The sequence below is a fragment of the Bacteroides ovatus genome (genome assembly GCF_001314995.1).
GTDB classification, from domain to species: Bacteria; Bacteroidota; Bacteroidia; order Bacteroidales; family Bacteroidaceae; genus Bacteroides; species Bacteroides ovatus.
In genome coordinates this window covers 3,427,434-3,439,545 of record NZ_CP012938.1, presented here as the reverse complement: position 1 = coordinate 3,439,545, position 12,112 = coordinate 3,427,434, and the positions used below count along the sequence as shown (strand labels likewise).

Genomic DNA, 12,112 nt, shown 5'->3' with positions numbered 1-12,112 from the left:
TTGCGAAAAGTACAAAAAAAAACAATAGTGTGGAAAAAAAGGTTTAATTTTGCCACGATTTACCTATACTAACCCAAATTATGGCAGAAAGAAAAGTAAGAGTTCGTTTTGCTCCAAGTCCTACGGGAGCATTGCACATCGGTGGTGTGCGTACAGCTTTGTATAATTATCTATTTGCACGTCAACACGGCGGAGACTTGATATTTCGTATTGAAGACACTGACTCTAACCGGTTCGTTCCGGGAGCGGAAGAGTATATACTCGAATCTTTTAAGTGGTTAGGTATCCACTTTGACGAGGGAGTGAGCTTCGGTGGTGAACAGGGTCCATACCGTCAGTCGGAGCGCCGCGAAATCTACAAGAAATATGTGCAGATTTTGCTGGAAAATGGAAAAGCTTACATCGCTTTTGATACTCCGGAGGAGCTGGACGCTAAGCGTGCTGAAATTGCTAACTTCCAATATGATGCATCTACCCGTGGTATGATGCGCAATTCATTAACTATGCCGAAAGAAGAAGTGGATGCACTGATTGCTGAAGGCAAACAATATGTTGTTCGTTTCAAAATCGAACCGAATGAAGATATACATGTAAATGACCTGATTCGTGGCGAAGTAGTAATCAACTCATCTATTCTGGATGACAAAGTGCTTTATAAATCGGCTGACGAACTGCCTACTTACCATTTGGCAAATATCGTGGATGACCATTTGATGGAAGTTTCCCACGTGATTCGTGGTGAAGAATGGTTGCCTTCCGCTCCTTTGCATGTGTTGTTGTACCGTGCTTTCGGTTGGGAAGATACGATGCCGGAATTTGCTCACCTGCCTTTGTTATTGAAACCGGAAGGTAATGGAAAATTAAGCAAGCGTGACGGTGACCGTCTCGGATTCCCTGTATTTCCATTGGAATGGCACGATCCGAAATCCGGAGAAATCTCTTCTGGTTATCGCGAATCCGGTTATTTACCCGAAGCTGTGATTAATTTCCTGGCTTTATTGGGATGGAATCCGGGCAATGATCAGGAAGTGATGTCGATGGACGAATTGATTAAATTGTTTGATCTTCACCGTTGCAGCAAGTCGGGAGCTAAGTTCGACTATAAAAAAGGAATATGGTTCAATCATCAATATATACAGCAGAAACCTAACGAAGAAATTGCGGAACTGTTCTTGCCTTTCTTGAAAGAACAAGGCGTAGAGGCTCCTTTCGAAAAGGTAGTGACTGTGGTTGGCATGATGAAAGACCGGGTAAGTTTCATTAAAGAACTGTGGGATGTTTGTAGCTTCTTCTTTGTGGCTCCTACCGAATATGATGAAAAGACGGTGAAGAAACGCTGGAAAGAAGATTCTGCAAAATGTATGACCGAATTGGCAGAAGTGATTGCCGGTATTGAAGATTTTAGCATTGAAGGACAGGAAAAAGTCGTTATGGACTGGATTGCAGAGAAAGGTTACCATACCGGTAATATCATGAATGCTTTCCGTCTGACATTGGTGGGTGAAGGAAAAGGCCCGCACATGTTCGATATTTCCTGGGTATTGGGCAAAGAGGAGACGATAGCTCGTATGAAACGAGCGGTAGAGGTTTTGAAGTAATCGATCAGTACTATGCTTTACGACCTGGCAATAGTCATTTATGACTTTATCGTCCATTTGGCTGCTCCGTTTAGCCGCAAGCCCCGGAAGATGATGAAGGGGCATTGGGTGGTGTATGAACTCTTACGCCAACAAGTGGAAAAAGGGGAACAGTATATTTGGTTTCACGCTGCTTCACTGGGGGAGTTTGAACAAGGACGCCCTCTGATAGAAATGATTCGTGAGAAATATCCTAACTATAAGATATTGCTGACATTTTTCTCTCCTTCCGGTTATGAAGTGCGCAAGCATTACCGGGGGGCGGATATTGTCTGCTATCTGCCGTTTGATAAGCCGAGGAATGTGAAGAAGTTCCTGGATATTGCAAATCCTTGCATGGCGTTCTTTATCAAATATGAGTTTTGGAAGAATTATCTGGATGAGCTTCACAAGCGCCGTATTCCGGTATATAGTGTGTCGTCCATCTTCCGTCGCGAACAAATATTCTTTAAATGGTACGGTGGCACTTATCGCAATGTCTTGAAAGATTTCGATCATCTGTTTGTTCAGAATGAGGCATCCAAACGTTATTTGTCGAAAATCGGCATCAGTCGTGTGACAGTGGTGGGGGATACCCGTTTTGACCGTGTACTGCAAATCCGCGAAGAGGCTAAAGAGCTCCCGTTGGTGGAGAAGTTTAAAGGAAACAATTCTTTTACTTTTGTTGCCGGAAGTTCATGGGGACCTGATGAGGATTTATTCCTCGAATATTTCAATAATCATCCGGAAATGAAACTGATTATTGCTCCGCATGTGATCGATGAGAATCACCTGGTTGAGATCATCGGTAAATTGAAACGTCCGTATGTGCGCTATACCCGTGCTGACGAAAGAAATGTATTGAAAGCGGATTGCCTTATAATAGACTGTTTCGGTCTGTTATCCTCTATTTACCGCTATGGTGAAATAGCTTATATCGGCGGTGGTTTCGGGGTCGGAATCCACAACACCTTGGAAGCGGCTGTATATGGTATTCCGGTGATTTTCGGACCGAAGTATCAGAAATTCATGGAGGCTGTTCAATTGCTGGAAGCAAAAGGTGCTTATTCTATCAAAGACTATGATGAACTGAAAACTTTGCTGGATCGTTTCCTGACAGATGAGGTGTTTTTGCGCGAAACCGGAACGAATGCCGGTTATTATGTGACTAGCAATGCCGGTGCGACGGAGAAGATTATGCACATGATTAATTTCTAAATATATATTGTAGATCAATGTGAATTCGATATAAGAGGGCAATACAAAACCTTAATAAACAAAGAATCACCTTTACCACAGATAATTGTGATAAAGGTGATTCTTTGTTTATTAAGGAGCTTTGGCACACTTCTCATTGCTTTCGGCTCTTTGTCAAATTGGGTGGTAAATCCTTTAGAAAAACAGGCATCTACTGAATTATATAAATGAATAGAGGACAACTTTTCACCAGATTTGACGAAGAACCTGTTTCCTGCATTTGTAGCTAGGTACCTTATCTGTTGACTTCTAACTCTAGCAACTTTTTCAACTCTTTGGCTGTTACGTGGGTGAATTGTTTTGCGATATTTCCTTTTTTATCTATTATCAGGTACATCGGTAATCCCGTCATCTGAAAATGATTCCAAAGATAACCCCACTGTTCTTTGTTCAGCCAGTAATGTTCTCCGGCAATGTCTTGTATTAGTATATCCCAAGTCTTTTTTATAGAACTGGGGCCTGTGAGGTAAATGAAAGCAACTTTGTCTTCACCTATTTTTTTCTTTAGTGGTTCATATTCCTTGATGATTTGCCGGCAGCCGCCGCACCAGGTAGCCCAAAAGTCGATAAACTGTACCTTCCCTTTGTGGCGGGCAATGAGAGCAGTCAACAGTTCCTTTTCCGGAACTTGTGGTGCTTCGCAAATAGTGAATTTCTTTGTTATCGTTTGCTGTCGGGGTTGCATCTGGCGGTTCATGTCTTGAATGATACCTAAGAAGATAGGATTGGTAATTTCCGAAGCCATGAGCTCTTGTCGGGGTGTCAGAGGTTGTAAATTGTAAAAACTGGAACGCATATAGATTGCTCGTATGTAGTCAACTATTAAACTTGTGCTGTCTTGTATGATATTACTAAGACGTTCTTTTGCTTTGGAGAATGACTCCCATCTGAATTGGTCATTTTCTTTGAAGTATTTTGCACTAAGTGCCATTAGCTCGCTTTCTTGCTGAAAGGAGATACCTGCTTTGAAAGCCGTTTCATATTGATGGATAAGTGTCTGTTCCTCTTTAGTGAGTGGTGCATTTTTCAATAGATTTTTTTCGTAAGCGAGTGGGTCTTTGTGGGTATCATATAAATCCATGACTACATTGCGGTAATTATAACAATAGAGTGCTAAAGGGTGATTGACTGGGAAATCCTTCAAATAATTGTGGAAATCATCGGGCAAATATACATCAAGAAAAGCAGCAAAAGCTTGTTCCCGCGTAATGTTTTCCTTCTTTTGATAAGCAGTTTGCAGGCAATAGTGGGTGGCCTGTAGATTTTCCAGGCAATCAAATGCGCATGAGAGATTGGCGAGTGTGCGAGTGTCTTCGCTGAATTGTAACTGTGCGCTGTTGTGCGTTACATATCGTTTGTATTGGTTGATACATCGTTTTTTGAATTCATTGGCACTAATGCCTACAATGGAATCCAATAGGTCGCCATCACTATAAACAGGTGGTATCTTTGTTATCAGTTCCGGCTGGCACCATTCATTGTTAATGGTAGCATATTGGCCGCTAAATACAAACTGTTTTCCTGGTGGATTACTTAGATTGATAGCTACATTTGTTTCTTTTTCGGGACTTAGCAGAATGACTAAATCAGCATTTCCTATCATCATCCGTACTTGTGTATGATGGTAGAGAGGAATATTAATAGTAAAGCTTCCGTCTGACTCAACAGTCGGATAAAGAGTTTCGGCTGTTCCCATCACGATATTGGGAGCTCCGATCTTGAATATCAGATTGTCATTCGGATGGTAATTGGCGATTGTACCACTTAAAATGGCCTTTCCTTTCTGATATTCGGGGATGGGTAATTGTGCTTGTACCAGGTTGAATAACAAGGACAAACAAAGACAAGTAAATAGTCTGTTCATGTTCATAGTAGTTCTTTTATTGCATTTATTATTTCTTTATCTGTATTCTCATTACTATAACCTCTGATTACTTTTCGTATGATTCGTTCTTGGTCTACTATGAAAAAGTAAGGTGCGGCACCACCGGTCTGATATTGTTTGATAACCTCATTTGTTGCATTCAGAATGGTATAATTCAATTCCTTTCGCTTTGCGTAATTTCGGATAGCAGATACTTTACGGCTCCAGGATTCTATTGCAATCAGCTCAAACTCTTCACTGGTGAATGAATCTTTTAGCTGTTTCAAGAAGGGGATGGCTGCCTGACAGGCGCCACAACCAATGCCTGTGAAGTTGATTAGTATGATTTTGCTTTTGTAGTCGGCTAATGATACCGGCTGTGCTTCTATATTTTCTAATATCCAGCCGGGAGCTTTTTTTCCTATAAGACTGGATGCTGTTGGTTCTGCTTTTTTCTTGTAGAGGTCGCTGTATTTTACTATCTCATAATCTTTGGGGAAATAATCTGACGCGTTAAAGTCGTAAATTGTGTGTCTATTGATTGCAAGATTTGAGCAAGTTGAAACGGAAATATCATGCGACATCTCTCTTCGTTTTTTATAAGGCAGGTCATTCGACTTGTTGATCCATAACTCATAAATAGAAGTTGTACTGCCGATATCGAATGGAGGAAGTGGCATGTGATAAGCTTTTCCAAAGAACTCAACCTGTTGATTCTCATCAATGACTAATTTAAAATAATAATTATCACCCTCATCTTTCAACTCTGTTACAATATGATCCTTAGTGGTAAGTGCATATCTGATGATATTCTTTGCGTGATTGAAGAATGGAGGACTTACTAGCCTGAAAGGAAGTGGTCTGAATGTGAAATCATCAATTGCTAATTTCTTATTTTCGTGATAAGGTAATGCTCTTATGTTGCCGTCATAACAAAATTCCAGTTTTGTTGTATCATTGGCATCTAGTGAAACATAACTTGCTCCTATGGTTGAGTCCATTGGATTATCGTACTCTTTAATGAAGCTGTGCAAGGTAGATAATGCGGTTGAATCACCAGGTTGCCAGCTTTCGTTGGTGACATAGTAGGTTGCAGATTCAATCTTTTCTAAATTGGTAAGTACTTTCTTTAAATATTCTTTTTCTGCGTTTTGTGCATTGGCGGTTATTGTTTCTGCCAATAAAAGAATTGTAAGTAGTAGTTTAATTTTCATAATGAATAAGTGTTTGTTGGTTCACTGGCCGGATTTAATGTCTTACAAATCTACGAATAATTCGTAATATATCTATTTCCAGATGGTTAAATAATATGAATATAGATTCTAGGAATCAATGATGATTAGTTTTAGTAGTATGAATCTTATGGTAAGTGTTTGTAAATGGTTTGTTTTATTAATGTGGCTATTGAAGTGTCAATGGAGATCTGAAAAAAAAACGTTCCCCCTTTTTCTTAAAAACATAAGAGAAAGGAGGAACGAAGTTTAGTTTTCGGTTTTACTTAATGTTATTCCTTATACCATTGTGAGTACATCAAATAATTGTGAGCAATCTTCTGATTCAGTTCTTTGGCTTGTTCAGGATCTACCTTTTTAATGAATTTCGCGGGTACCCCTCCCCAAATGCTTCCCGGCTCAATGATGGTATTGCTTAATACCAGCGAACCGGCGGCAACGATTGCTCCTTCGCCAACTACGACGTGATCCAGGACGGTTGACCCCATCCCTACCAATGCATAATCTTTGATGGTCGCCCCATGAATGGTAACATTATGCCCTACAGATACATGATCGCCAATTTCAATAGTCGATTTCTGATATAATGTATGCAAGACACTTCCATCTTGGATGTTGACGCTATTGCCAATTCGTATGGAGTTGACGTCACCTCTTAATACCGTATTAAACCAAATGCTACAATCATTTTCTATTTTTACATCTCCTATAATAGTTGCATTATCTGCAAGGAAGCAGTTTTCTCCGATTTCGGGAGTAAAACCCCGTACTGATTTAATTAAAGCCATATAATATTTGTTTCTAATAAAGTTTTTTATTTAATGCAGTTCTATGTTGTACGACACCCGGGTGTCGTGATGTATGAGACCCGGGTCTTGAGCAGTCTGACACCCGGGTCTCAGTATGCTTGACACCCGGGTGTCAGACAAGTTCTGTTTAAAGGGAAGCAGTTGCCTCTTGTAACCAAACTTTTTCTTCTTCGTTAAGATCCGGTGACAACTTCTCGTAGACAGTCTGATGGTAATTGTTTAACCATTCAATTTCTTCATTTGTCAGCATCTCCTTGATGATCCCTTTTTTGCAGATTGGGCATAAAGTGATAGTTTCAAACTTAAGATATTCTCCAAACATTCCCTCTCCATCTTTGCAAACCAACGTCAGGTTCTCCGTACGTATCCCGTGACTGCCTGCTTTATAAACACCAGGCTCATTGGAAGTAACCATGCCGGGCTGCAAAATGACAGGGCTCTCATTCATACGAATGCTTTGCGGCCCTTCGTGTACACTCAGGAAATGTCCGACGCCATGTCCTGTGCCATGAAGAAAATTCATTCTGTGGTTCCAGATAGGCATACGGGCTAGTACATCGAGCTGGGCTCCACGGGTTCCGGCAGGGAATTTGGCCATAGCCAACGCGATGTGTCCTTTTAATATAAGGGTATAATCCGTTTTTTCTTCTTCTGTAAGTTCGCCTAAGGCAATGGTTCGGGTGATGTCAGTGGTTCCGTCCAGATATTGGGCTCCTGAATCTAAGAGTAAGAACCCTCTGGGCTGAAGAGTCACCTCACTTTCCGGGGTAGCTGAATAATGTACGATTGCCCCATGTTCTTTATATCCTGCAATCGTGTCGAAACTTTCCCCCATGTAGAGAGGCTGTGCAGCCCTAAACTCATGCAACTTTTTATCTATACTTAATTCTGTCTCTTTTCCGGTAGATACGGATTCTTCCAGCCATTTGAGGAATTTGACGAGTGCTACTCCATCCCGTTGCATGGCAGCGTGGATGCCGGCGACCTCCTGCTCATTGCGAATCGCTTTCAATAATGCGACGGGCGACTCACCACGAAGAATAGAACATTGCGGATTAATAGATGAATAGATAGAATAATTCGTTTTCCCTGGGTCAATCAGAATGTTTTTTCCCGGAAAAGAATTCAGGAATGTCTCTACCTCATCATACTTCTGTATTCCAATCTGCCGTTCCTTTAGATAAGTCTCTACCTCTGCCGTCACTTTCTCCGGTGAAATAAAATAAGTCACTTCATCCTGTGTGATTAACAGGTAACTTACTATGACCGGATTGCAATGTACATCGTTTCCTCGCAAATTGAGAGTCCATGCGATCTCGTCGAGCGCGGATATGAATAAAGCATAGACACCTTTCTTTTTCAACTCCGTACGGATGGCGGATATTTTCTCTTCACAGCTTTTTCCTGCATATTTGATATCATAAATAAAGGCAGGAGAATCAGGCATGGCGGGCCGGTCTTTCCAAATGCTACTCAATGGATCTCCAAATATGTCGACCTGTAACTGATGTGCCGCCAGTTCTTCTTTCATCTGTTCGACCTGTTGCACAGAAAACATTTTCCCGTCGATACTTACAGATTCTCCAGGTTTTAAGTGTTGGCAGAGAAATTCTGTAATACTGGGAGTCTCCGGCAACATCTCTTTATATAAGGTAATGCCGCTGCCCTCCAATTCCTTCGTAGCTTGCAGAAAATAACGCGAGTCGGTCCATAATCCTGCTTTATCCATCAGGATAACCGCTGTTCCGGCAGAACCAGTAAAACCGGAAATCCACTCCCGTGACATCCAGTGGGGAGCCACATATTCACTAAGATGAGGGTCGGTGCTGGGAATAATGAACGCTTTGATAGAATTGGGATGAAAGGTCATGCGCAGTGCATGCACTCGCTCTTTTATGCTCTGTTTCATACTTTATTATATTATTATAGACATGTAAGTGTTTCAAAGGTACTAACTTTCTGCATTTAATAACTTGTTTATGAATAGTTTTTGAGAAATATTTGCCGAAAGTTTTGTGAATAAAGAAAGTATGTGTAATTTTGCGGCGCAATTTGACTGCAGAATTTTTTAATCATAACATATTAATAGTAACAAAATGATTGTAGTACCTGTAAAAGAAGGCGAAAACATTGAAAAAGCGCTGAAGAAGTTCAAAAGAAAATTTGAAAAGACTGGCATTGTAAAAGAGTTGAGAAGCAGACAACAGTTTGATAAACCGTCTGTAACTAAAAGACTTAAGAAAGAACGCGCAGTTTACGTACAACAACTTCAGCAAGTAGAAGATTAATAATTCGTAATTTCCTTTGAATTATTGAATTCTTTTCATACATTCGTTGCACGATTTTAGATGTAGCGATATTATGTTGATAGAATCTTTTCTTGATTATCTCCAGTATGAGCGGAACTATTCTGAAAAAACCGTTCTTGCGTACGGTGAAGATATAAAGCAACTGCAGGAGTTTGCTCAGGAAGAGTATGGAAAATTTAATCCGTTAGAGGTCGAGGCGGAACTGATTCGTGAATGGATTGTTTCATTGATGGATAAAGGGTATACCTCAACTTCTGTAAATCGTAAGCTAAGTTCGCTCCGAACGTTTTACAAGTATCTCTTGAGGCAGGGAGAAACGACTATAGATCCTTTGCGTAAAATAAAAGGACCTAAAAACAAAAAGCCGTTGCCTGTGTTCTTAAAAGAAAACGAAATGAATCGGTTATTGGATGAAACGGACTTTGGCGAAGGATTTAAAGGCTGTCGGGATCGGTTGATTATTGAAGTGTTTTATGCTACCGGCATGAGACTTTCGGAATTGATAGGTCTGGATAATAAGGATGTGGATTTTTCGGCTTCTCTTCTGAAAGTGACCGGGAAAAGAAACAAGCAACGGCTGATTCCGTTCGGTGACGAACTGCAGGAATTGATGCTTGAATATATTAATGTAAGAAACGAAACGATTCCGGAAAGGTCGGAAGCTTTCTTTATTAGAGAGAATGGTGAACGGCTTTATAAGAATCTAGTCTATAATTTAGTGAAACGGAACCTGTCAAAGGTGGCGACGTTGAAGAAAAAGAGCCCTCACGTGTTGAGGCATACTTTTGCTACCACAATGCTGAATAATGAAGCAGAGCTGGGCGTGGTAAAAGAACTTTTGGGTCACGAGAGCATTACGACTACCGAGATCTATACGCATGCCACATTTGAAGAACTTAAAAAAGTGTATAAACAAGCTCATCCAAGAGCTTAAAAAAAAAGGAGGTAAGTATGGATGTTAGAATTCAATCAATTCACTTTGATGCGTCAGAGCAATTGCAGGCATTTATTCAGAAGAAAGTGTCCAAGTTGGAAAAATATTACGAAGATATAAAGAAAGTAGAGGTGTCATTAAAGGTAGTAAAACCAGAAGTTGCTGAAAATAAAGAAGCAGGCATTAAAATATTAATCCCCAATGGGGAGTTTTATGCAAGCAAAGTGTGTGATACATTTGAAGAGGCAATTGATTTAGATGTGGAAGCGCTCGTAAAACAACTGGTTAAATACAAGGAAAAGCAACGTAGCAAATAAAAAAATCCCAAATATTTTGCGGGAAAGAAATAAATAACTAAATTTGCAGCCGTTTCGCTCGCGTTAGAACGTGACGGTTGCATTTTTTAGTAAGTTTGCCTCTTTAGCTCAGTTGGCCAGAGCACGTGATTTGTAATCTCGGGGTCGTTGGTTCGAATCCGACAAGAGGCTCAAAAAGAAACCGAAGAACAAAGATAGAACATCTGTCTTTATCATATTGTTTGAAAATAGTTCTTTTATTTCTTGATTTTGAAAAGGGCAAATACCAGAGTGGCCAAATGGGGCAGACTGTAAATCTGCTGGCTTACGCCTTCGGTGGTTCGAATCCATCTTTGCCCACAATCAGAGTGACAACTTTGGCAAGAATGCGGAAGTAGCTCAGTTGATAGAGCATTAGCCTTCCAAGCTGAGGGTCGCGGGTTTGAGCCCCGTCTTCCGCTCTCTTTTCTTGCTGTTATAGCTCAGTGGTAGAGCACTTCCTTGGTAAGGAAGAGGTCCCGGGTTCAAGTCCCGGTAACAGCTCATAAAGGATGTAAATGCTGATTATTAATCAAATAAATAACAAGTAAAGCTATGGCTAAAGAGAAATTTGAACGTACCAAACCGCATGTAAACATTGGTACAATCGGTCACGTAGACCACGGTAAGACAACGTTGACAGCTGCTATCACTACAGTGTTGGCAAAAAAAGGTCTTTCAGAATTGCGTTCTTTCGATTCTATCGACAACGCTCCTGAAGAAAAAGAAAGAGGTATTACTATCAATACTTCTCACGTTGAATATCAAACAGCTAACCGTCACTATGCACACGTAGACTGCCCGGGTCACGCCGACTACGTAAAGAACATGGTTACTGGTGCTGCTCAGATGGACGGTGCTATCATCGTTTGTGCTGCAACTGATGGTCCGATGCCTCAAACTCGCGAACACATTCTGTTAGCTCGTCAGGTAAACGTACCTCGTCTGGTTGTATTCTTGAACAAATGCGATATGGTAGACGACGAAGAAATGTTGGAACTCGTTGAAATGGAAATGAGAGAACTCCTTTCATTCTATGATTTCGATGGTGACAATACTCCTATCATCCGTGGTTCTGCTCTTGGCGCATTGAACGGTGTTGAAAAATGGGAAGACAAAGTTATGGAACTGATGGATGCAGTTGATAACTGGATTCCACTGCCTCCGCGCGATGTTGATAAACCATTCTTGATGCCGGTTGAAGACGTGTTCTCTATCACAGGTCGTGGTACTGTAGCAACAGGTCGTATCGAAACAGGTGTCATCCACGTTGGTGATGAAGTCGAAATTCTTGGTTTAGGTGAAGATAAGAAATCAGTTGTAACTGGTGTTGAAATGTTCCGTAAACTGTTGGATCAAGGTGAAGCTGGTGACAACGTAGGTCTTTTGCTTCGTGGTATTGACAAGAACGAAATCAAACGTGGTATGGTTCTTTGTAAACCAGGTCAGATTAAACCGCACTCTAAATTCAAAGCTGAGGTTTATATCTTGAAGAAAGAAGAAGGTGGTCGTCACACTCCGTTCCACAACAAATACCGTCCTCAGTTCTACTTGCGTACTATGGACTGTACAGGTGAAATCACTTTGCCGGAAGGAACAGAAATGGTAATGCCGGGTGATAACGTAACTATTACAGTTGAGTTGATTTACCCAGTAGCATTGAACCCGGGCCTTCGTTTCGCTATCCGCGAAGGTGGACGCACGGTAGGTGCTGGTCAGATTACTGAAATTATCGACTAATACACAATAATTAATC

General features: G+C 40.9%; 10 protein-coding genes and 4 tRNA genes. 10 read left to right on the top strand and 4 right to left on the bottom strand.

The features are described from left to right. Positions 1-80: 80 nt before the first annotated feature. The gene (gltX, locus tag Bovatus_RS13675; protein ID WP_004296373.1) at positions 81-1,598 is read left to right on the top strand and encodes a glutamate--tRNA ligase; all 1,518 of its coding nucleotides are present in this window, start codon (positions 81-83) and stop codon (positions 1,596-1,598) included. A gap of 12 nt (positions 1,599-1,610) precedes the next feature. Then, complete coding sequence (locus tag Bovatus_RS13670) at positions 1,611-2,834, top strand: 3-deoxy-D-manno-octulosonic acid transferase (protein WP_004296372.1); 1,224 nt, start codon at positions 1,611-1,613, stop codon at positions 2,832-2,834. A 274-nt stretch (positions 2,835-3,108) separates the two neighbouring features. On the opposite strand, the gene Bovatus_RS13665 is transcribed toward Bovatus_RS13670, so the two are convergent. From Bovatus_RS13665 to Bovatus_RS13650, 4 genes are all read right to left on the bottom strand, one after another. Then, positions 3,109-4,743, bottom strand: coding sequence for a TlpA family protein disulfide reductase (locus tag Bovatus_RS13665; RefSeq protein ID WP_004296370.1), 1,635 nt, complete (start codon positions 4,741-4,743; stop codon positions 3,109-3,111). Beyond that, the gene (locus tag Bovatus_RS13660; RefSeq protein ID WP_004296369.1) at positions 4,740-5,951 is read right to left on the bottom strand and encodes a peroxiredoxin family protein; all 1,212 of its coding nucleotides are present in this window, start codon (positions 5,949-5,951) and stop codon (positions 4,740-4,742) included. The genes Bovatus_RS13665 and Bovatus_RS13660 overlap by 4 nt, the downstream gene beginning before the upstream one ends. A 290-nt stretch (positions 5,952-6,241) precedes the next feature. Further along, positions 6,242-6,757: a gamma carbonic anhydrase family protein gene (locus tag Bovatus_RS13655; protein ID WP_004296368.1), complete on the bottom strand. Its 516-nt coding sequence runs from the start codon at positions 6,755-6,757 to the stop codon at positions 6,242-6,244. 148 nt (positions 6,758-6,905) lie between these two features. Then, positions 6,906-8,687 (bottom strand): aminopeptidase P family protein, encoded by a 1,782-nt coding sequence (locus Bovatus_RS13650; protein WP_004296367.1) that lies wholly within the window; start codon positions 8,685-8,687, stop codon positions 6,906-6,908. Between the two features lie 187 nt (positions 8,688-8,874). Between Bovatus_RS13650 and rpsU the strand changes: the two genes are divergently transcribed. The 8 genes from rpsU (at position 8,875) to tuf (ending at position 12,096) form a co-directional block, all read left to right on the top strand. Then, a complete protein-coding gene (rpsU, locus tag Bovatus_RS13645; protein ID WP_002558090.1) occupies positions 8,875-9,066 on the top strand; it encodes a 30S ribosomal protein S21 in 192 nt (63 codons plus the stop codon). A 73-nt stretch (positions 9,067-9,139) separates the two neighbouring features. Next, the gene (xerC, locus tag Bovatus_RS13640; RefSeq protein WP_004296366.1) at positions 9,140-10,021 is read left to right on the top strand and encodes a tyrosine recombinase XerC; all 882 of its coding nucleotides are present in this window, start codon (positions 9,140-9,142) and stop codon (positions 10,019-10,021) included. A 17-nt stretch (positions 10,022-10,038) separates the two neighbouring features. Further along, on the top strand, positions 10,039-10,338 hold the full coding sequence (gene hpf / locus Bovatus_RS13635) for a ribosome hibernation-promoting factor, HPF/YfiA family (RefSeq protein WP_004296365.1): 300 nt from the start codon (positions 10,039-10,041) through the stop codon (positions 10,336-10,338). A 97-nt stretch (positions 10,339-10,435) separates the two neighbouring features. Beyond that, a tRNA-Thr gene (locus Bovatus_RS13630) sits at positions 10,436-10,509 on the top strand. An 85-nt stretch (positions 10,510-10,594) separates the two neighbouring features. Continuing rightward, a tRNA-Tyr gene (locus tag Bovatus_RS13625) sits at positions 10,595-10,677 on the top strand. A 28-nt stretch (positions 10,678-10,705) separates the two neighbouring features. Beyond that, positions 10,706-10,778: transfer RNA gene (locus Bovatus_RS13620), tRNA-Gly, on the top strand. Positions 10,779-10,788: 10 nt separating this feature from the next. After that, positions 10,789-10,860: transfer RNA gene (locus tag Bovatus_RS13615), tRNA-Thr, on the top strand. A gap of 51 nt (positions 10,861-10,911) precedes the next feature. After that, on the top strand, positions 10,912-12,096 hold the full coding sequence (tuf, locus tag Bovatus_RS13610) for an elongation factor Tu (RefSeq protein ID WP_004296364.1): 1,185 nt from the start codon (positions 10,912-10,914) through the stop codon (positions 12,094-12,096). Positions 12,097-12,112: the final 16 nt, after the last annotated feature.

Bases quoted from the DNA above. Each gene is read 5' to 3' on its own strand.
- gltX (WP_004296373.1), top strand. From the start codon at position 81: ATGGCAGAAAGAAAAGTAAGAGTTCGTTTTGCTCCAAGTCCTACGGGA.
- Bovatus_RS13670 (WP_004296372.1), top strand. From the start codon at position 1,611: ATGCTTTACGACCTGGCAATAGTCATTTATGACTTTATCGTCCATTTG.
- Bovatus_RS13665 (WP_004296370.1), bottom strand. From the start codon at position 4,743: ATGAACATGAACAGACTATTTACTTGTCTTTGTTTGTCCTTGTTATTC.
- Bovatus_RS13660 (WP_004296369.1), bottom strand. From the start codon at position 5,951: ATGAAAATTAAACTACTACTTACAATTCTTTTATTGGCAGAAACAATA.
- Bovatus_RS13655 (WP_004296368.1), bottom strand. From the start codon at position 6,757: ATGGCTTTAATTAAATCAGTACGGGGTTTTACTCCCGAAATCGGAGAA.
- Bovatus_RS13650 (WP_004296367.1), bottom strand. From the start codon at position 8,687: ATGAAACAGAGCATAAAAGAGCGAGTGCATGCACTGCGCATGACCTTT.
- rpsU (WP_002558090.1), top strand. From the start codon at position 8,875: ATGATTGTAGTACCTGTAAAAGAAGGCGAAAACATTGAAAAAGCGCTG.
- xerC (WP_004296366.1), top strand. From the start codon at position 9,140: ATGTTGATAGAATCTTTTCTTGATTATCTCCAGTATGAGCGGAACTAT.
- hpf (WP_004296365.1), top strand. From the start codon at position 10,039: ATGGATGTTAGAATTCAATCAATTCACTTTGATGCGTCAGAGCAATTG.
- tuf (WP_004296364.1), top strand. From the start codon at position 10,912: ATGGCTAAAGAGAAATTTGAACGTACCAAACCGCATGTAAACATTGGT.